The 20,114-nt window shown below is 62.2% G+C and carries 16 protein-coding genes and 1 pseudogene; 9 read left to right on the top strand and 8 right to left on the bottom strand.

The features are described 5' to 3' along the window. Nucleotides 1-64 precede the first annotated feature (64 nt). The gene (locus HQ394_RS13285; RefSeq protein WP_190260635.1) at nt 65-1,174 is read left to right on the top strand and encodes an ExeA family protein; all 1,110 of its coding nucleotides are present in this window, start codon (nt 65-67) and stop codon (nt 1,172-1,174) included. An 11-nt stretch (nt 1,175-1,185) separates the two neighbouring features. Here HQ394_RS13285 and HQ394_RS13280 read toward each other — a convergent pair whose 3' ends face one another. The 5 genes from HQ394_RS13280 to HQ394_RS21575 form a co-directional block, all read right to left on the bottom strand. Continuing rightward, on the bottom strand, nt 1,186-2,292 hold the full coding sequence (locus HQ394_RS13280) for a hypothetical protein (RefSeq protein ID WP_190260634.1): 1,107 nt from the start codon (nt 2,290-2,292) through the stop codon (nt 1,186-1,188). Continuing rightward, nucleotides 2,217-5,330: a LamG-like jellyroll fold domain-containing protein gene (locus tag HQ394_RS13275; protein ID WP_223291573.1), complete on the bottom strand. Its 3,114-nt coding sequence runs from the start codon at nt 5,328-5,330 to the stop codon at nt 2,217-2,219. Before HQ394_RS13275 ends, HQ394_RS13280 begins: the two co-directional genes overlap by 76 nt. A 541-nt stretch (nt 5,331-5,871) precedes the next feature. Beyond that, nucleotides 5,872-6,078 (bottom strand): hypothetical protein, encoded by a 207-nt coding sequence (locus tag HQ394_RS21585; protein WP_223291572.1) that lies wholly within the window; start codon nt 6,076-6,078, stop codon nt 5,872-5,874. Further along, on the bottom strand, nt 5,991-6,185 hold the full coding sequence (locus tag HQ394_RS21580) for a transposase (protein ID WP_223292103.1): 195 nt from the start codon (nt 6,183-6,185) through the stop codon (nt 5,991-5,993). Before HQ394_RS21580 ends, HQ394_RS21585 begins: the two co-directional genes overlap by 88 nt. A 75-nt stretch (nt 6,186-6,260) precedes the next feature. After that, the gene (locus HQ394_RS21575; protein ID WP_223291571.1) at nt 6,261-6,905 is read right to left on the bottom strand and encodes an IS110 family transposase; all 645 of its coding nucleotides are present in this window, start codon (nt 6,903-6,905) and stop codon (nt 6,261-6,263) included. Nucleotides 6,906-7,128: 223 nt separating this feature from the next. Here HQ394_RS21575 and HQ394_RS13265 point away from each other — a divergent pair, with 223 nt between their 5' ends. Then, the gene (locus HQ394_RS13265; protein WP_190260632.1) at nt 7,129-8,292 is read left to right on the top strand and encodes an IS110 family RNA-guided transposase; all 1,164 of its coding nucleotides are present in this window, start codon (nt 7,129-7,131) and stop codon (nt 8,290-8,292) included. Between the two features lie 506 nt (nt 8,293-8,798). On the opposite strand, the gene HQ394_RS13260 is transcribed toward HQ394_RS13265, so the two are convergent. The 3 genes and pseudogenes from HQ394_RS13260 to HQ394_RS13250 form a co-directional block, all read right to left on the bottom strand. After that, nucleotides 8,799-9,449: an ATP-binding protein gene (locus HQ394_RS13260; protein WP_190260631.1), complete on the bottom strand. Its 651-nt coding sequence runs from the start codon at nt 9,447-9,449 to the stop codon at nt 8,799-8,801. Then, nucleotides 9,449-9,800, bottom strand: a pseudogene (locus HQ394_RS13255) (IS21 family transposase); the annotation flags it as partial. The pseudogene HQ394_RS13255 and the gene HQ394_RS13260, both read right to left, overlap by 1 nt. A 161-nt stretch (nt 9,801-9,961) precedes the next feature. After that, nucleotides 9,962-11,146, bottom strand: coding sequence for an IS701 family transposase (locus tag HQ394_RS13250; protein ID WP_190260630.1), 1,185 nt, complete (start codon nt 11,144-11,146; stop codon nt 9,962-9,964). A 1,399-nt stretch (nt 11,147-12,545) separates the two neighbouring features. On the opposite strand from HQ394_RS13250, the gene HQ394_RS13240 reads away from it, so the two are divergent. The 7 genes from HQ394_RS13240 to HQ394_RS13210 all read left to right on the top strand — a co-directional run bounded on the left by HQ394_RS13240 (nt 12,546) and on the right by HQ394_RS13210 (nt 20,079). Continuing rightward, the gene (locus HQ394_RS13240; protein WP_190260628.1) at nt 12,546-13,718 is read left to right on the top strand and encodes a glycosyltransferase family 4 protein; all 1,173 of its coding nucleotides are present in this window, start codon (nt 12,546-12,548) and stop codon (nt 13,716-13,718) included. Nucleotides 13,719-13,728: 10 nt separating this feature from the next. Next, entirely contained in the window at nt 13,729-14,844 is a 1,116-nt protein-coding gene (locus HQ394_RS13235) for a DegT/DnrJ/EryC1/StrS family aminotransferase (protein ID WP_190260627.1), read from the top strand. Next, nucleotides 14,841-15,800: a Gfo/Idh/MocA family oxidoreductase gene (locus HQ394_RS13230; protein ID WP_190263299.1), complete on the top strand. Its 960-nt coding sequence runs from the start codon at nt 14,841-14,843 to the stop codon at nt 15,798-15,800. Before HQ394_RS13235 ends, HQ394_RS13230 begins: the two co-directional genes overlap by 4 nt. Then, entirely contained in the window at nt 15,797-16,441 is a 645-nt protein-coding gene (locus HQ394_RS13225) for an acyltransferase (protein WP_190260626.1), read from the top strand. Before HQ394_RS13230 ends, HQ394_RS13225 begins: the two co-directional genes overlap by 4 nt. A 43-nt stretch (nt 16,442-16,484) precedes the next feature. Then, entirely contained in the window at nt 16,485-17,660 is a 1,176-nt protein-coding gene (locus HQ394_RS13220; protein WP_190260625.1) for a hypothetical protein, read from the top strand. Next, nucleotides 17,657-18,607 (top strand): glycosyltransferase family 2 protein, encoded by a 951-nt coding sequence (locus HQ394_RS13215; protein WP_190260624.1) that lies wholly within the window; start codon nt 17,657-17,659, stop codon nt 18,605-18,607. Before HQ394_RS13220 ends, HQ394_RS13215 begins: the two co-directional genes overlap by 4 nt. Before the next feature lie 50 nt (nt 18,608-18,657). Further along, nucleotides 18,658-20,079 (top strand): O-antigen ligase family protein, encoded by a 1,422-nt coding sequence (locus HQ394_RS13210; protein ID WP_190260623.1) that lies wholly within the window; start codon nt 18,658-18,660, stop codon nt 20,077-20,079. Nucleotides 20,080-20,114: the final 35 nt, after the last annotated feature.

The raw sequence follows: 20,114 nt of genomic DNA, 5'->3' as shown, positions 1-20,114 counted from the left end.
GCCCGCGTCGCCGCCGCGCGTCGCGTCGCCCGCGCGGGCGGGGGCGGTGAAGAAGGACCCAGCGATGTACGAAGCCCATTACGGCTTCCGCGAGAAGCCGTTCTCGCTGATCCCCGACCCCTACTTCTTCTATTCGGGCCGCAGCCAGAAACTCGCGATGTCGCTGCTCGAGTACGGCCTGTCCGATCAGACCGGGTTCGTCGTCGTCGTGGGAGACGTCGGGTCTGGCAAGACGACGCTCATCCGCCGCCTGCTCAAGACCGCCTCGCGCGACGTCGTCGTCGGCCTCGTCAGCAACACCCATCCCGATCTCGGCGATCTCCTCGGCGCCATCGTCAAGGCGTTCGACCTCGATCTCGGCGACGAAGGAAAGATAGCCCGTTACCACGCGCTGATCGATTTCGTCATCGACCGGTATGCGCACGGCAAACGGTGCGTACTGATCATCGACGAGGCCCACCACCTCTCGACGTCCGCGCTCGAGGAGGTGCGCATGCTCTCGAACGTCAACGCCGACAAGGACTTCGTGCTGCAGTTGATCCTCGTCGGCCAGAACGAGTTGAAGGCGACGCTCAGGCGTCCCGACATGCGCCAGTTCGCGCAGCGCGTCTCTGTCTTTCACGAACTCACGCCCATGATCGCGCAGGAGACGGTGGGCTACATCCGTCACCGGCTCGCCTGCGCCGGCGGCTCGCCCGACCTGTTCGATGCCGGGGCATGCGCCGCCGCGCACCATTACGCGTTCGGCATTCCCCGGCTCATCAACATCCTGTGCGATCTCGCCCTCCTCATCGGTTTCGGCGAGAACCGCGCTGGCATCGACGTCGATGTTATCCTGGACGCGGTGACGGTGCGGGCGGCGTCCGGCCTAGGCGTCTTTCGCGAAGATCCCGAAGGCGTCACGCGGGAGGAGCGCCGGCGCGCGATCCTGAAGGAGATCGGGCGGGAGGAGGACGGCGCAAAGAGCGCGCCGCTGGAGACGGCCGTGGGGGACCCGCTGATCGGTCCCGCGTGCGCTTCGGAAGCGACCCGGCACGCTCAACGGCGTGCACCTTCTACGAAGGGCCGCAGGACGCGGGGCGCCGGCATCGGTCATCCCTGGCAGGGCGGCGAGCGCTGGAAATCCCGAACGGATCGTGAACGATGGGCGGTTAGGGAACGAAGCGCTCCCTAACCTTCCGATCGTCAGTCGCCGACGAAGATACCCACTCTTTCGCGAACGTTGGCGCGCGACGCGTCGAGAACATCCTCGGGCGCCAGCCTCAGCCGAATCCGCGCGCCCGTGGGATTGGCGTGACGCAGGATCCGAGGCGTGGCGTCGACCGCACCGTTCACGTCGGAGACGACGGTCGGGTGCTGATTGCTCCTGACCATCGGGAAGTAAACCGAGCCGAAGTCCAGCCCCACGTCGCTGGAGAAGGCCTCGATCGTCCGCCCGCTCTTCAGCGTGCTCGATCCCTCCTGGACCGCGATCCAATCCATCATCTGGCTTGAGCCAAGCGGCGCGGCGAAGGCGGTCGAGAACGAGCCGACGGTGATTGTGTCGACCCGCGCGTCGACGGCTTCGCCGTCCGCCGTCTTGACGCTGGTAAGAACGATCGGCGCGTTCGCGAACGGGCTCGCGAATCTGATCGAGCGGTTCTCGTCGGTCCCTTCGGCGATTAGGCGCCCGGCCTCAATGGCGAGATCTCCCAGGGGATGCCGGCCGGCTTCCGCGATCATGTAGAATGCATCCTCCTTGCCGTGCTCCGCATCGTCGCCCGACGATTGGAACCGCAATTCGACGCGGTCCGCCAGCGCCTGGCGGACATCGACCCGCCCCGGCTTGGCGTCGTGCTGCGAGACCGACCGAACGACGACCACGGGCGTGTTGTAGGTCTTGGCGAACGGCATGACCGTCCAGGACGCGTCCAACCCGCGCACCATCCCCCACTCGAACGGCCCGTCTTCGACCGGTGCTAGTCGGCTCATGGCAGTGAGGAAGCGATCCTTCGCCGACACCTGCTGCGCGAACAATTGGCGGCCGAGAGCGAGAACCTGGACGTCTTCGACGGTCTGCTGAACTTCGCTCGCCTCGTTCGAGCGCTTCAGCCGTTGGCTGAGGACCGGGAGCCAACGCCCGTTCGTCTTGAAGGTCTGAAGAAGATAAGGCGCGGCGTCGCCAGTGACGTCGAAGACGCCGCTCGATCCCGTCCCAGGTTGGAGGGCGAGATAGCCTACGGTCTCGGCACCGTGCCCTTTTTCTTCGCCCGGTCCTTGAGCAAGCGCGGCGTCGAAGCCGTGCACGCCCACTTTTCGCGCCAGAGGCGCCGCCGCCCCCGCCAGTCATTTGCGGTCTGGATGGTGAGGAAGACGAACGGCGTGGTCGAGAATGCGCCGCGGAACGCGATGCGCTTCCAGGCGTCCGCGCCGCTGAGGGGGAAGGTTCCCACCTCCCAGATCGAGCCGTCACCCATCACCCCGCGCCCCGGCTCGACGACGAGGTAGGGAACGTTCTCCTCGACGCTGGCCGCCGGGCGGACGGCCGTCGCGTCATCGAGGGGCTGAAGGCGGAGATCGAACCCTCCGCGGTCGACGTTGTTGACGCGGACGACGCCGGCCCGGGAGCCGCTGGTAGTCGGCGGACCAGCGATGACGACGCCGTCCCCGCTCGTGAGGGGAACCTCGACGCTCCTCCACCGATCTCCGACTGAAGCGGCGTCGACGGCGGAGACATGCAGAACGTTCTTGTCCATCGTGTTCGGTATCGCCGGCGAGGACGTGGCGGACGCCGTAGAAGATACGGCGTTCGCCGCCGCCACGACACGCGCGGCCGACGCGATCGATTGATTCATGACTGTTTGGATCTCGGACTGCGAGAAGGCGCGATTATAGATCTTCAGATCATCGAGGCTTGCCGACAGATAATCGCCGAACCCGCCCGATAGGTATGGCCAAGCTCCGAAGGAGGTCAAGCCGCTCGCGGCCGTGAGGCTCTTGTTCCAGGCTGCGCCGAGCGGCGAGCCGTTCAGGTAGGCGCGGAGGTTGGTCCCGTCGTAGGTGAAGGCGACGTGCTGCCAGGATCCCGTCGGTACTGCGCCGAACTCATGTGCGGGGCTCGTGTTGTCGCCGAAACAGAGAGAGCCGCCGCACAGAGCGAACTCGCGATAGGTTCCAAAGCTCGCGATCGCCTCGCAGGGGGCGTTCGAGGGGTTGTTGATCCAGACGCTGAGTGTGAAGGTCGACGGAAGCGTTTGATTGCCGATGGTCACGTAGTCGTTGGCTCCGTCGAACCGAAGGGCGGCGCCGTTCTTTCCCGTGACCCGCGTAGGCCCGTTGACGAGAGTCCCATTGCGGTTGTTGCCCGAGGAGTCCACGGCGACCGCACCGCTGCCTTCGTCGAACTTGTAGCTCCCGATCACGGTCGAGTCCGACCGGACCGACAAGAGCGCGTCGTTACTCGTGACCGCGCCGACGGTGTTGGTCACCTTCACGCGGAAGGTCTTCCCTGCGTCCGACGACGTGGTCGGCGGCGTCGTGTACGACGGCGCACTGGCGCCGCTGATGTTGATCCCGTTGGCCTGCCATTGGTAGGCGAGCGGACTGGCGCCGGTCGCGATGACGGAGAAGGTCGCCGACTGACCGAGGTTGACCGACGCCCCCTGCGGCTGCTGGACAATGCTTGGGGCCGAAACGCCGTTCGAGACCGTGACGTTGACGGCGGCGCTGGTGGTCGCGTTGCCGGCCGCGTCGCGCGCGAGGGCGGTGACGGCGTGGGCGCCGTTCGCGACGCTCGTGGTGTTCCACACGACCGAGTAGGGGACATTGGTGTCGGCCGCATTCAAGTTCGCCCCGTCGATTCTGAACTGTACCGAGGCGACGCCGACGTTGTCGGAGGCGTTTGCCGCGAGAGTGACCGCTCCCGAGACAGTGGCACCGGAAGCGGGCGATGAGAGAGCGACGGATGGCGGCGTCGTGTCTGCGGAGGATGTCGACACGAGGGGATGCGGATATTGGTAAGGCTGATAATGTGCAGTCCAGGTGTTCGTCGCGGAACAGCGATAGAGCGTTTCCGTGTCCGTCGCCCAGTAGCCAACGCCGCCGCCCGCCTCGTTGGCGTTGGTGGCGCAGGTCGTCGGACGATTGGCGAGCGTGCCCATCCCAACGCCGGACGCGCCGCTGAAGCTCGTGGAAAAATTGTAGTAATCTCGGTCCGGTTTGACGTGGGTGAAAGGATCCGGGTTCGAGCATCCGCCAAAAGGATTTTCGAGCCCGATGTTCACGACGCCATTGGAGTCGCTCCAGCGGTTGTTCCAGGAGTAGTTCGGCGAGAGTGACCGATCCCACTTTCTACCCGGCTGATGGAGACAGGCGTAGCCCTTGTAAGTCGCCGTCGGTTGGCGATTTTCGTCGACCGACGACGAGCCGTCGCAGCGCGCGCCGTATCCCGGGCACGACCGATAGTGGGTAAGGGAGATGGTCGAGACGCTCTTTCCCGAAGGTGCGCTAAACGTGTTGTTGAAGATCATGAAGTCGCCCGATCCTTGATGATGGACGAGGCGGTAGCCGTCCGGCCAGAAATTCGAGGGGCCGTCCGTCTTGAAGGAATTCTCGTAGACCTCCGTCGAGACGACGCCTCCGGCGTTGTTGTAGTCTCCGTGAATGCTGAGGAGGCAGTTCCTCGACGTGTTGTGGCGCCACACGAAATAAGCGCCGTAGTTGGCGTCGGCGCAGCCCATGCCAGCGGTGCCATTCGTGATGTCGCCGAAGTCGAGGGTGTTGTCTTCGATATAGATGTTCTGCGCGCTCCCCAGTGGCGAGAAGGACGGCCACGTCTGGCCCAGGCCATAGATCAGGACCGTACGGTGGTTGAGCGGCGCCTTGAAGGTATTGTGGTCGATCACGCCGTAAATCGGACCGACGCCCGCCCTGAACCAGTCAATCACAATGCCTTCGACCGACGGCGCAAAGTTAGAAAAGATATTGTGGTCGACGCGAAAGCTGGAGCACGTGCCGCTCAACGAGATCGCCGTCCCGGAGGTCTTGTCCTTGAACTGAAAGCCGCTGATGCGGTGCGGCTTTCCCGCGCTGCAGATCGCGTCGATACCGCCGGTCAAGGTGATGATCGTTTTGTCGCTTCCGGCCCCGATCAGTCGAATGCCCTTCGACGACGGCATCGACAGTGTCGTCGACCACGTGACCCCCGTGCAGGCGGGGACGTTCACGGTGTCGCCGTCGGCCGCGGCCGATATCGCCGCCTGCACGTTGGACAGGGAGCAACTTGCAGCCGTGATGGCGGCTGCATCCGCCTTTTCTGCCCAACCAGCGAGAACGCCTAGGCCAATGATCAAAACTGCGCCCGACAGACGTTTTGGTTGGGTCGGCGCGTGTATCCTACGAGGCGTGAAGCGCTAATCGTAACTTCCTAGGCATACAAGCGCCATGATCAGTAATCATCTTGTGTTTCCAATTCATGTGGTTTTCCGAACGCCTCTGAGGTGGAAAAAGTCCTTAAATGGGGCAGTTTTTTGGCCAATTATTGTCCGAAAATGGCCTTGAAGCGAAACGCCCCCATTTGATACCCTCTAAATGGGTGCCCTCTTCACTGGCCTTTGGGGAGATGGTAGCGTGAGCGGATGGACGGTACCGTCTGTCAATCGGCCCTTTAATTGCGGGTGGCATGTCAAGGCCTGTTTGTGGTGCCAACGCCGGGGTCATGGTCCTTTCCGAGGTCGCGGCCTCATGATGATGTTCGGGTCGGGTGCCTCAACGTGTGGAACGACATGCGGCGGAGCCGCTATCAGCCGATTGACCGAGGTCACCGCAACCACCGTCCCGGCGGGGACATNNCACGGGTTCCGCAACGCGGGCCCGAGAGACGATTGTAGTGGGTCAAGCCATCTTCGGCTGGCCCCATTCGAAGACGGTGCCGTCGACCCAAATGCAGTGGAGGATGATCGCCATCTTGCGGGCGATCGCCACCTTGGCCTTCTTGGCGCCGATGCGCTTCATCAAGCGGACGCCCCAGGCCTTGAGCGTCGACCACTTGTGGGTGCGGTGGAGAAGCACACTTGCCGCTTCGAACAGGTAGGATCGCAACAGCCGATCGCCCNNCAGCGGGAGATGCGGCCAGTGGTGTCCATCTCGCCGGATTGGCGACGACGGGGTGTCAGGCCAAGATAGGCGCCGACGGCGGCGGNNCCGATTGAAAGCGCGAGGGATCGTCGATGGTGTGGCGGAANNGGTCAGGGCCGTCACCACGCCGACACCTGGGACGGTCATCAGCCGCCGGGTCGTCGCATCGGCCCGGGCAAGACGTCTGATTTCGTCGTCGAGCTTTCTCTGCTGGCGGCAAACCTGCTCATGAATGGCGAGCAGCGGGTCAATAATCGGTCGAAGCAAGTGGTCCTCGACCAGGAGTCGCACACATGCTGGCGGAAGCGCGAACCGATCGCCCGGCCGAACAGCAGGCCGTATTCCTTGAGCATGCTTCGCACCTGGTTCTCAAGATCCCGGCGGATGCCGACGAGCCGGGCGCGAGCGACCAGAGACGAGCGGATGGCTTGGCTCTGCTCGCTCTTGATGCGGACTTCGCGATACCAGCCGACGCGGACGAGTTCGGCAAGGCCGCGCGCATCATTCTGGTCGCTCTTGTTGATCCGCACCGACAGCGCGGCATTGGCGTGACGCGCGTCGATGCAAACGACCGGCAGCCCGACCCGCTTGAGCTCATGCCAGAGCCAGCTCGCCATGGCGCCAGTCTCGAAGCCGATGCGCTCGGCAAAAGGCGCCCGCTTGCGGATCATCGCGGCCAATGCCCCGGGCTCCGACTTCGCCTTGCCTTCGAAGACGAATTTGCCGGCGTCATCGACGACACAAATCGAGGTTTCTTTTTGCGAGACATCCAAGCCGACGTAGTGCTTCACCGTTCGCTCCCCATTCCCTTGGTGTTAATCGCGTAAGCCGCGAGGTAAACCGTTCTACAGGCGAACTCAGACCGCAATTACGTCATCGTGCGGAAACGGGCACCCCGATCGGCGTGCAATAGGGCCCCCTCTTCGACGTGGTGTTTTGGACTTGTCCAGGTAGATCCTATGCCGTAGCCGACTCGGCAAAATGCTTCGAGTTGGTCCAGTGGAGGAGCTCGCCATGTCGAATACGAGTTTGCTGCCCGCGGCAGCTGTGGCCGATGGCTCGGCGCTTGAGCTGTTCATTGCGCTTGAGCTCAGTAGCAAGACCTGGTTGGTCGCCACCCACGTTCGATCGTCCGACAAGATCAGCCAGTATCGGATAAACGGCGGGGATGTAGATGGACTACTTTCTCTAATCGAACGCTTGCGGATGCGGACGGCCGGTGCGGGCGGGACAGCAGTCAAGATCGCCTGTTGCTACGAAGCTGGCCGCGACGGCTTCTGGCTCCATCGCCTGCTGACACAGCATGGGATCAGCAACTACGTGATCGATCCGGCCAGCGTTCATGTCAGCCGACGCGCACGCCGGGCCAAGACCGACCGTCTCGACGCAGAGGCCCTGGTTCAAGTCCTGATGGCCTACGCCCGAGGCGAGAGGAAGGTGTGCAGCATGGTTCGCGTCCCGGCCGCCGACGAAGAGGATGCCAAACGTCAGCACCGCGAGCGCGAACGGCTGATCGCAGCGAGGACGGCGCACGTGAACCGGATCAAGGGGCTGTTGGCGACGCAAGGGGTCACGCTGACCAATCCGCTCCGCCCCGATTGGCCGGAGCTCCTCAAGAAGATGCACACGGGAGATGGTCGTCCGCTCCCGCCGCGCCTGATGGCCGAACTCGGCCGCGAGTGGCAGCGGCTGCAGCTCGTGATCGCAATGATCGGGACCGTCGATAGCGAACGTGAGCACGCACAGGCAGACAACGAAAACGCCGCCGTCGTCGGCAAGAAGATCGAGTTGCTGCGGAAGCTCCGCGGAGTTGGCCCGATCTTCGCCACGGTACTTGCGCGGGAGGTCTTCTACAGGGACTTCACAAATCGCCGCGAGGTCGGCAGCTACGTCGGGCTTGCACCGACTCCGTTCAACAGCGGCGAAAGTCGACGGGATCAGGGCGTCAACAAAGCCGGGAATCCGCGAGCGAGAACAACAGCGATCGAACTGGCTTGGCTGTGGTTGAGGCATCAGCCTGAAAGTGGGTTGTCTCGATGGTTCCGCGAGCGGGTCGGCACACTGCAGCGTCGGATACGGAAAATCACGATCGTCGCCGTCGCGCGAAAACTGATCGTCGCGCTTTGGCGATACCTCCAGACCGGCATGATCCCGGCTGGAACCGTTCTCAGGGTTTGACCGAAGGGAGATTCCCGATCTCCGGGACGGGCGCGTGACCGGCTGTTCACAGGGCAACATGCCGCCAGGTAGATGGGTCTCGCCCTTTCTGGACCTCAGCCTCTCGTGCAGAGGGATATTGGTGCGGCTCGAGTGTGAGCCGACCGGATGTAAGCTGATGCGGCGGGCCGCATGGCACGTATCGAGGTCCATGTCCTGGGGAACGGCAGATGGTCGGCCGAGAACCAGCATAGCTGCGTGCTCGCTCGGTCAAGGCCAAGGCGCCTCCGGCGCCGGCTCTGCCGGCCTTGACCTGTGCTGCGCGCGCTGCTGGGCTCGAACTCCGGTCGGGCCGAAGGAACGGTCATCGTGATCAACCAAAGGAACTGTTCCAGAGCGTCTCGCCGGTGCTTGACAGAGAACAGGAGGGCCCCGCGCGCGCCGCGGAGCGCCTTATGCGAGCGACGGAGCGGCGCGCGCGGGAGGTTACCTGTTTGCCCACCTGGGCAAGCTTGAGGGGAGGACGGTCAGCCGCGGTTTTTGAAGCGCCAGGACTCGTTGCCGGTCTCGATGATCTCGCAGTGATGGGTGAGACGATCGAGGAGAGCGGTCGTCATTTTCGCGTCGCCGAAGACGCTCGGCCATTCGCCGAAAGCGAGGTTGGTGGTGACGATGATCGAGGTGCGCTCATAAAGCCGGCTGATCAGATGGAACAGCAGCTGGCCGCCGGCTTGGGCGAAGGGCAGATAGCCCAATTCGTCGAGAACGACGAAGTCGAGGCGGATGAGATAGTCGGCGACTCTTCCCCTCGGCCCCGAACCCGGCATCGCTGTGGATACCTGGCTCTTGCCGGTGCCGGTGCCGCCGATGAGGACGGCGTTGCGTTGCTGGGCAAGGAAGGCGCCGGTTGCCAGCTCGCGAACGAGCGTCTCGTTGATGGGCGTGCCATTAAAGCAGAAGTCGTCGATATCCTTGGCCAGCGGCAGCTTGGCGATGGTCAGCTGGTATTTGATCGACCGTGCCTGCTTCTCGGCGATCTCGGCCTGGAGCAGATCGCCGACGATGCGCGGTGGCTCGTGCTGGCGCTTGATGGCGGTCGCCATCACCTCATCGTAGGCGGCGCGCATGCCGTACAGCTTGAGCGCGGCCATCAGATCAAAGATCTGGGCCCTTTCCATCAACCCGCCCTCCGCAAGCGGTCGTAACGGGGCGCAATCGGCGATCGGCGCGTGGCGCAGCCGCAGCGCGTCCGGGGTCAGGATGGTCACCGTCGGTGCCGGATCCCGCTTGCGCGCGAGGATGTTGAGGACGACGTCGGCCGCGTGAACGCCATCGGCGAGCGCCTCGGCGCAGGCGACTTCGACACCGGCCAGACCGTCGGTGAGGACGGCGGAGAGAATGGCCACCATTTGCCAATCGCCGTCATCCGAGCCCCGCAGCTTGCGTCGCACCGCTCCNAGGTTTGCCGGCAGCACCCAGTCCTTGAACGGCGCACCGTTGCGCAACGCCCCCGGCTTGCGGGCTAGTACTACAGTTGCGTTTCTAGTCGTTTCTTGCGGTGACTGCTGGCGGCTGTCGTTTGGTGGCTGCGGCGCCATCGTGAGCAGGCCCAGACGAAGGCGGGGGGTTTTCGCCCGGAACAGGATCCTTTCGAGCATGTGGCGGATTTCCGGCGTGGCGAGCGGGACGGTCATGCGGCCGCGGCGGCCGGACTCGTTTTGTCCCGTTTATCGAAGGCGATCCGGCGCTGGTCGGCCGACAATTTGGCGAGGAAGGCGGCGGCAGCGAGGACCAGGCTCATGTGGCGATGCCATCCGTGCCAGGAGCGCGCCTCGCAGTGATCGAGGCCGAGGTCGTCCTTCGCCCGCAGGAAGCACTCCTCGATCGTCCAGCGGAGGCCTGCGGCAGCGGCAAGCTCGGGCAGGGACGTGCCTTGCCGGGCATAGGCAAGGTAATAGGCGAGTGCTTGCGCATCACGCCGGCTGCGGCGGATGAGCAGCCAGCGCTCGAAACCGTCATCCGTCGACCATCCGAGCGGCAGCCTTGCCCAGTCGTAGAGCCTTGGACCCTTCGCCCCCTCGCCGGCGGTCAGCGACGACCACGCATCGTCCGCCAGCGTGTCCAGCATGGTGGCAGGGTCGGTCTGGACGAGGGTCCCGTCCTCGAGGAAGCGAAGGGTGTGGTTGGAGCGTACGGCAAGGACATAAGGCTGGCCGCGGCCCTCGAGCAGGTGCCGGAGTTGACTGTCCGAGCCGTAGAGCGCATCGGCGAGAACCCAGGCGCAAGGCGGGCCGGCGTCGAGCGTCCGCTCGATCATCTCCCGCGCCATCGCCGGCTTGGTCTTGAATTCGACGTCGTCCGGCACGGCGGCCGTCCGGCGGCGCGTCGCATCGTCCGCCCAGTCTTTCGGCAGGTACAGCTGCCGGTCGATGAGCGCGTGGCCCCAGCGGCTGGCGTAGGCGACGAAAACGCCGACCTGGCAGTTCTCGATCCGGCCGGCGGTGCCCGAGTACTGACGGCCGACACCCACCGAGTGCCGGCCCTTCTTCAGGAAACCGGTCTCATCGACAACGAGCACGCCGCCCGGATCACCCAGCGCGTTCGTCACGTACCCGCGCACCAGATCGCGAAGCTGGTCTGCCGACCATGAACTGCGTCCGAGCAGTGACTGGAGGCGATAGGGTGCCTCGAGGCCCGCCTGTTCGGCCAGCATCCAGCCGGTCTTGCGCGATGCCGCCGAGAACAGCCCGTCGATGAACATCCCGGCCGAACGGCGCGTCTCCGCCCGCCCCAGCGCCGGCGCGATCACCCGCCTCAACCCCTCGAGCCCCGCCTTCCAATCAACAAGCGTGCCCGCCCATTCCGCCACACCCATCCGTCGCCCTCCCACAGCCGCAGGCAACGGAACCATATTAGAGGATAAAATGCAACTGTAGTAGTAGAGCGATCGCCAAGACATGAACTTCTGGCATGTGTCCCTCCTTCCATCGCCCCCCGTGGCGCTGACCAGGCATCATACGATGCCGGCCGAAGGGGGCATCCACCCCATCAGTTCAAGTTTCATCCCCTTAGGGTCCACGTCATTACCTCAATTGCGCATAACGCGGCACTGCCCCACAACGCTCGGAAAGCCTGCCTTCGAGATCTTTCCTCCCTTGACGGGAATTGGAGACGGACCCCGAGAGCAGTATACACCCTGCTACCATTCGTTGTATCGCACATATATTTACAGTGGCATTCCGGAGGGCGAGATGCGCTTCCCGCCCGATCAGGACGTTCCGAACGATGGCGCGCATTGGCCTTCGCGCGCCGCGCGATCGTTGGTCTGTCTAAAGTTGCTTGTTCTTGGCATGGACGGTAGGATATACATATTTGGTCCGTCGATGGCCTCAGGGATCAACGAGCGCTCCGATGCTTGGGGCTGAAGGTATGCGACTGCCCGCCTTCGTAACCCACCGCCAACCCGAGACCGTTGCACCGTTCATGAGTCCTGATCTCCTTCGACGGCGAATCGCACGCGTGCTCGCCATCCGCGCTTGAACGATGGCTCTCGTTGTTCGCATTGACGTCGACCGACCTTACGGGCGCGGGCCTCTGGCGAGGCACGCGCTCAGCCGATTGAGCTCCGATTTCGCCTTCCCGAAGATTGAGGCTTTCGGTTACCTGCGCGAGCTCTCCGCGATCCTGGAACTGCTCGCCGTCCGTCGGGCGCGCGCGTACGTCTTCTTTCGCCGCTGCACCCTCCCGTCCAAGGCCATTCTCGTGTTGATGGACGATGGTCGGCACGAGATGGGTCTTCACCTCGAGGATTCTCGATCGCTCGACACCTTCCGCGCCGAGAAAGCCATGCTGGAAGATCATCTCGGTCGAACGATCTCGGCGGTGTCGAAGCACGGATCGGGAGGCCGGAAGTACGGCCGCCGTCACTACGCCCCCTACGAGCCCGAGAAATACATCGACTGGGCTCGCCGCAGCGGGATGAAGATTTTTCTTGGCAATCTTGAAAATCCGTCGATTGGGGGAGGAAGACGAGACGGGGTTTCGCGCGTACCCTTCGGCTTTCTGGTTGGAGCCAGCGTGGCGGGACACGCAGACGTTCACGATCGATTGGCTGCTCGACGCGGCTGCGAAAACCGACGTCGTTCTGCTCATTCATCCAGAGAACGTTCTCGCCGACTTCGGCTTGCTGGCGAATTTGATAACGCTGTTGGACACTCTCGAAACGAGGATTTTCGAATGGGCGAGCGCGGAGGCGACAGGAAGACGTGCNNCTGATGGTCGCCTACACGAATTATCAGACCGACCCGCGGGTCGTGCGCGCGGCGCAGGCGGCGGTCGAGGCGGGCTTCGAGGTCGACTTCATCGCCCTTCGGAAGGACGGAGAGGAAGACGAGCAATACATCAATGGCGTGCGGGTCATCCGGCTTGACCAGGCCCGCTATCGCGGGGGACGCGTCGATCAATATATTATAGCTTATCTGCTATTTTTCTTCAGGTGTCTCGTGCGCATCACTCGTCTACATATACAGCGCCGTTATATGTTTGTGCACGTCAACAACATGCCCGATTTCCTGGTGTTTTCGGCTATTGTCCCGAAACTGCTGGGAGCTAAGATTTTTCTCGATATTCACGATCCGATGCCCAACACTTTCGCTTCGAAATTCAGAAGCGGCAATAGCGGTAAGCTGTACAAGCTTTTGCTTTGGCAGGAGCGGCTCAGCGCTTGGTTTGCGGACGGGGTCTTGACGGTCCACGATCCGGTCAAGGACCACATCCTCGTAAAGCAGCACGGTCTCGATCCGAGCCGCATCAAGGTCGTCGCGAACTTTGCGGATGACGTTCTGTTTGCTCTGAAGGAGCCGACGCCATACGACGGCCGGCTTCGCCTCGTTTTCCACGGAACCATTCTTGAGCGATATGGACTGCGCGACGCCATGATCGCGTTGTCACGAGTGCGCAACCTCGACAAGATCACGCTGAAAATCATCGGCGAGGGTGATTTCAGCGAGGATTTGGAAAACCTCATCTCTTCGTTGTCGCTCAACACGGTCGTAGATTTCGATAACCGGATGTACCCACTGCCTCAATTGCCATCGATATTGGCGGGGTACAACATGGGTTTCGTTNCCTCTCTTGAGATATCCTCGATCACGGAGTACGCGCTTCCCCTCAAGTTGTTGGAATATCTCTCTTTGGGCATGCCCTCGGTCACAGTTCAGAACGCCGCCATCGCCTACTATTTCGGCGAGGACGATTGCCTGTTCTTCGAAGCCGGCAAGCCACAATCGCTCGCCTCGTTGCTCGACTCGCTCGCCGAGGAGCCCGAGGTGGTGATCCGCTACCAGCGGCGAGCGGCCGTCTTGAGGGAGCGCTTCCTGTGGAGCCGCGAGAAAGAGAAGTACATCAAATTGTTGCTCACCATGAACAACGGAGAAAAGACACATTAGGACCCGCGTTATGCCGCCGATAGATTTCTCCGGTGTAAAAGAACAGACGCGAAGGTATGCTGACGAGATCAATCTCCGCATCCACCGCGTCATTGAGCATGCCTGCTTTATCATGGGTCCAGAAGTAGTCGAGTTAGAGGTCGCGCTTGCCTCTTATGTCGGCGTGAAACATTGTATTTCCGTAGCCAGCGGAACGACTGGTCTCGAGATCGCACTTCGGGCGCTCGGCGTGGGCCCCGGCGACGAAGTGATCACCGTCCCGTTCACCTGGATCAGTACCGCCGAAGTCGTCCGATTGGTGGGCGCCCGTCCGGTCTTTGTCGACATCGATCCGCATACCTACACGATCGACGTCGATCTCCTCGCGCCCGCGATGACCGAGAAGACTCGGGCGATCATTCCCGTGAGCTTGTTCGGTCAAATGCCCGATCTCGAGCGCATCGCCTCGATCGCTGCCGAGCGCGGCGTGCCCGTGGTCGAAGACGCGGCGCAGAGCTTTGGCGCAACAAGGCGGGGTAGACGAAGCGCCGGCGTGACGATGATCGGGTGCACGAGCTTCTTTCCGGCAAAGCCGTTCGGTTGCTACGGCGACGGGGGCGCCCTGTTCACGAGCGACGACGATCTCGCGGACAAGATGAGAGCCATTCGCACCCATGGTGGCCTGAGGCGCCACGATCATCCGCTGCTCGGCACCAACGGACGGCTCGACACCATGCAAGCCGCCATCCTTCTCGCGAAACTGCCTCATTTCGAGTGGGAAGTGCGCGAGCGCGAACGTCTTGGCGCGCGGTACTCGGCTTCGCTCCGGCCGTCGTGCGTTCCTCCGGTCGTCGCGCCATTCAACACGCATGTCTATGCGCAATACACGATCCGTGTCGCGGATCGCGAGCAGGCAGCGGAGAAGCTGGAGACGGCGGGCGTCCCCACGGGTATCTACTATCCCAAATGCCTGCACGAGCAACCTGTATTCTCCGATCTGGGTTATCGCATCGGGGACTTCGCACAAAGCGAAAAGGCATCGCGAGAAGTCTTGAGTTTACCGATGCATCCTTTTCTGACGGAGTCTGACCAGGACAGGATCGTCGAACTCGTTAATGAGTTTTGTGCTAGAGAGTGTACGATATGAATTTCGCTCTAATCGGCGTCGGCGGATACATTGCACCCAGGCACATGCAAGCGATCAAGGAGACGCGGCACGCCCTCACTGTGGCGCTCGACCGCAACGACAGCGTCGGCGTCATCGATGGTTACTTTCCGGAGGCGTCGTTCTTCACCGAGTTCGAGCGTTTCGACCGCCACGTCGAGAAGCTCCGGCGCGGACCGGCCGAAAATCGAATTCACTACGTCACCGTGTGTTCGCCGAACTATCTGCACGATGCGCACATCCGCTTCGCGCTGCGCGTTCACGCCGACGCGATTTGCGAAAAGCCGCTGGTGCTAGAGCCATGGAACGTCGACGCGCTGCAGGAGCTCGAACGGGAGAGCGGACAACGGATTTGGTGCATTCTTCAACTAAGACTGCATCCCTATCTGGTGGCGTTACGGGAGCAGATTGCCGCCTGCGGCGATCGCGTGCACGACGTAGATTTGACGTATGTCACGTCCCGAGGACGCTGGTACGCCGTCTCATGGAAAGGAGTCGAGGAGAAATCGGGCGGCATTGCCATGAACATCGGCGTTCATTNNTTTTTCGACCTTCTTATCTGGGTCTTCGGCTCTGTGCGGAGAAGCACCGTCCATTTTCTCGACCAGACTAAGGGGAGCGGGTACCTCGAGTTGGAGCGCGCGCGCGTGCGCTGGTTCCTATCGGTCGACGCCGCCGACCTGCCTCCGGAGGCCGTCGCCAAGGGCGCGCGCACGCACCGCTCGTTGCTCCTCAACGGCGAGGAGTACGAGTTCTCCGAAGGTTTCAAGGATCTGCATACACAATCCTACAGGCTGATCCTCGACGGAAAGGGGTTCGGCGCCGCCGACGTCCGTCCCACGATCCAACTCGTCCACGACATTCGCAGCGCGGTGAAGAGCGGCCACAAAGGTGAGGTGCACCCGCTCGCGACGGGTAAACGGGCGGCGTTGCGGTGAACCATTTCGCACACGAGTCAGCCTACGTCGACGAGGGCGCCGAGATCGGCGCGGGCACGCGCATCTGGCACTTCAGTCACGTCATGTCCGGGGCGAAGATCGGGGAGCGTTGCGTCCTCGGTCAGAACGTTAACGTCGCCGGCGGCGCGATCGTCGGGAACAATGTGAGGGTTCAGAACAATGTCTCGATTTATTCCGGCGTGATCATAGAGGACGACGTGTTCCTCGGTCCGTCGTGCGTGCTGACGAACGTCTCGAATCCCCGATCGCAGATCGACCGCCATGCCGTCTACGAGCGGACGATCATTCGCCGTGGCGCGACGATCGGGGCCAACGCGACGATCGTTTGTGGCGCGACCATCGGACGCTATGCATTCGTCGGGGCCGGAGCGGTGGTGACGCGCGACATGGCGGACTACGCCCTCGTCGTGGGGGCTCCCGCTCGTTGGAAGGGGTGGATGAGCAGGCACGGTCACCCCATGGCGCAGGGGAGCGACGGTCTGTTCAGATGCCGCGAATCGGGCTTTCGTTATCAGTTGGTGGGTGCCGACGAACTGCGCTGTCTCGACATTTCGGAAGACCAGGCGCTCCCTCCTGCGGCAACGACCGAGCGCAGGTCATACAGAGAATTCGAACAATAGCATTGAGCCGACCGCTCCACAACCTTCAGTCGAGTAGAAATAGATGGCGATCGAGTATGTTCTGGAACGAAGCATTGGCAGCGTCGCCGCCTGGGTGGAGGAGAACGATTACAAGGGCTATGACCCTGGAGACGGCCTGACCTCCTTTTTCCGGCCGTTGGCGTTCGGCAATCCTCTGATCGAGCGTGTCCTCCTGCAGTTCGTCTGGAAAGCTCCCGTCAACGTTCGGCCGTTCATCGGCATCCGACCCAGCGACTCGACAAAGGGCCGTGGCTACATGGCGGCGGGCTACTGCATATTGCACCGTCTCACCGGTGAGTCCTCACACAAGGACAAGGCCGTCGCTTGCCTCAATTGGCTCGTTGCGAACAGCGCGAAGGACCACGTCGGCTTCGCCTGGGGCAATCATTTCGACTTCGTGACGCGTCGCGGATGTCTGCCCGCCGGCACGCCGATCGTCGTCTGGACCGCTCTAATCGGGCTCGCCTTCCTCGCGGCCTACGAGGAAACAAACGACGATCGATGGCTGGAAGTCGTCCGCGGCGTTTCCCTCTGGATCCTAAGCGTGCCACGCGAGAAGACAGCGACGGGGACATGCCTAAGCTACGTTCCTTTCGCTCAGTCCTCCATTCACAACTCCAATATGCTCGGAGCCGCCATGCTCGCGAGCGCGCGGCAGCGCCTGCGGGATCCGGAACTGCTGAATGTCGCGAAGAGCGCGATGCTCTACAGTTGCGCCCGTCAGCGCGAGGACGGTTCGTGGTGGTATGGCGAAGAGTTGAAGTATCATTGGATCGACGGCTTCCATACGGGCTACAATCTGGATGGATTGAAGCGGTACATCAACGCTAGTGGCGACGAGACCCTTCGTCCTCATCTTCGACGCGGTCTAGCCTATTTCAAGAACGTCTTCTTCAAGGACGACGGCAGGCCGTGCTACTATCACAATAGATTGTACCCGATTGACATACAATGCGCTGCACAGGCGATCGAGACGTTGGCCTTCTGCTCCTCGGAAGATCCGTCATGCCTCGATCTCTCCGTGAAAGTGGCGAAGTGGACGATCGACAACATGCAAGATCGGGCAGGCTTCTTTTACTTTCGTCAATACCCGTTGATCAAGTCCAAGACGCCCTACATCCACTGGGGACAGGCGACCATGTTCAAGGCCCTCGTCACCCTCCTCGAGAAGCTCTCGAACGGCGAGCACCGTCGATGACTCAGGAGGGACGACGTCTGACCTACGTGCTGATCACGCCCGCGCGCAACGAGCGCGAGTTCATCGAAGCCTGCATCCGCTCCGTCATCGCGCAAGAANCTCCCCCGGCGAGGTGGGTCATCGTCAGCGACGGCTCGACCGACGGAACGGACGAAATCGTCCGCAGTGCGATAAAGGAGGTCCCGTGGATCGATCTCCTTCGGATGCCCGAGCATCGCGACCGCAGCTTCGCCGCCAAGGCCGCCTGCTTCAACGCGGCATACGAACGGCTGAAGCCGCTCGATTTCGATCTCATCGGCAATCTCGATGCCGACATCACGTTCGAGCCCGACTATTACCAGTTCCTGATCGAGAAGTTCGCGTCCGACCCCCGCCTCGGCGTTGCCGGCACCCCATTCGTCGAGGACGCCGCGCAGCCCGAAGTCCACTCCTATGCTCATCGTTTCGCCGATACGAGCCACGTATCCGGCGCCTGCCAGATGTTCCGACGCGAATGCTTCGAAGAGGTAGGCGGCTATACGCCGATCAAAGGCGGCGGCATCGACTGGGTGGCAGTGACGACCGCGCGAACGAAAGGATGGAACACTCGCACCTTCGTCGAGAAGATCTGTCATCACCACAGGAAAATGGGCACCGCCGGTCGCGGACCCGTGAGCGCCAGATTTCGGCACGGGAAGGAGGATTACTATCTGGGCGGACACCCGGTGTGGGAAATAGCACGCGGAGTGTTTCAAATGCCGCGCTCGCCACTCCTCGTCGGTGGGATCTCTCTGATCGCGGGTTACTTTTGGGCGATGATGGTCGGGACGCGCCGACCGATCCCCCAGGAGCTGATCGCGTTCCACCGCGCCGAGCAAATGGCGAGACTGCGTGAGATGCTTTCCCGAGCGATTCCCTTTTTCAAGCGCGCTCCGACCCGAGAACAAAGGACGTCCTCGTCGGCGTAAACGGCGCGGAGCCATTCGGCAGGTCGAAGATAAGGAGGAAATCGCCCGACATGCCGCAAATCGCGACCCTCCTCTGTATCCTCGGGATCGGATATCTCTTCTGGGCCGATCGGAAGGAAAACAAAGAGGTCTCCAACGCTGTTCTGATCCCCATCATCTGGATGTTCTTCTCCGCCTCCCATTACCCGTCCGAATGGCTCGGCGCCCCCCGCCCGACCTCGCTGCGGGCGNAAGGAAGTCCGATCGATCGGAACGTCTTTCTCGCCCTGATCGTGTCCGCCGTCTGGACCCTTTCGCGCCGGAAGGTGGATTGGCGGCGGACCGTGGCGAGCAACCCCGCCGTCTGGCTGTTCTTCTTGTACTGCCTTATAAGCGCCGGATGGGCCGACGATCCCCTGTTGTCCCTCAAGCGCTTCATAAAAGGCATCGGCAACTTAGTGATGGCGCTGGTGATCCTGAGCGAACAAAAGCCAGACAAAGCGCTCGCTTTCTGCATTCGACGCATGAGCTTCATCCTTCTGCCGCTCTCCGTCCTGTACATTAAGTATTTCCCGAGTCTGGGGCGGGCATATTTCATGGGCGAGCAGATGTATAATGGCGCGACATACGGCAAGAACGCTCTCGGGCAGCTCTGTCTGATATGCGCCATTTACTTCGCCTGGGAAGTGTTGATGAGGCGATCCCGCGTCCCCGCGAACGGAAAGACGGTGAGCTTGCCCGTGCTCGCCGTGATGATACCGACGACGGCCTGGCTGCTCTACATGGCGAACAGCGCCACATCGCTTTCTTGCACGATTCTCGCCATTGGTATGCTCTTCATGATGAGAACGCGTTTCATTACGAAGAAGCCCGATCGGATCTTCTACCTCGCGATCGCGGGCGTTCTCGCTTTCGGCGCGCTCGACGCCCTGTTCGGCGTCAAGGAGTCGATCATTCTGATGTTGGGCCGGCGTCCCGACCTCACGGATCGCGATTTCATCTGGGAGCTCGTCATATCGATGCAGGAGAGCCCCTGGGTCGGGTACGGGTACGAGAGCTTCTGGACGGGCGCGCGACTTACGCGCATCTGGGCCAGGCTCGGCGTCGAAGGAATCATTCAAGCCCATAACGGGTACATCGAAGTCTACCTCAACCTGGGGATCTTGGGGCTCGCGCTCCTGATCGGAAGCGTCGCCATCGGTTTCGTGAACATCAAGGCGGCGTTGTCGACAGACTACAGGTTCGCCGCCTTGAAGTTCACGTACCTTGCCATCGTCCTGATTTACAATTATACTGAGGCGACTTTCATTCCTGTGAGCAACACCTTCATATTGGTTCTTCTCAGCGTGCTCGACGTCCGCAGGATCGCCCCCGAGATGGGAAAACCGACCGTCGCCGCCGAAAGTCCGCCGTTGGGGAGAAGCCGGCGCCCTCTCGACCGCCCGCGGCCGAGCCGACGAGGGCCGCGTCCGCGTCGACGGCAGGGCGCTTGACCCTTCGATCTCGCGGAAGACTGGCTCCTCGGAAC

Source organism: Defluviicoccus vanus (assembly GCF_014672695.1).
Lineage (GTDB): Bacteria > Pseudomonadota > Alphaproteobacteria > Rhodospirillales > Defluviicoccaceae > Defluviicoccus > Defluviicoccus vanus.
The sequence above is the reverse complement of the archived record's forward strand: the minus strand, read 5'-3'. Positions and strand labels throughout refer to the sequence as shown.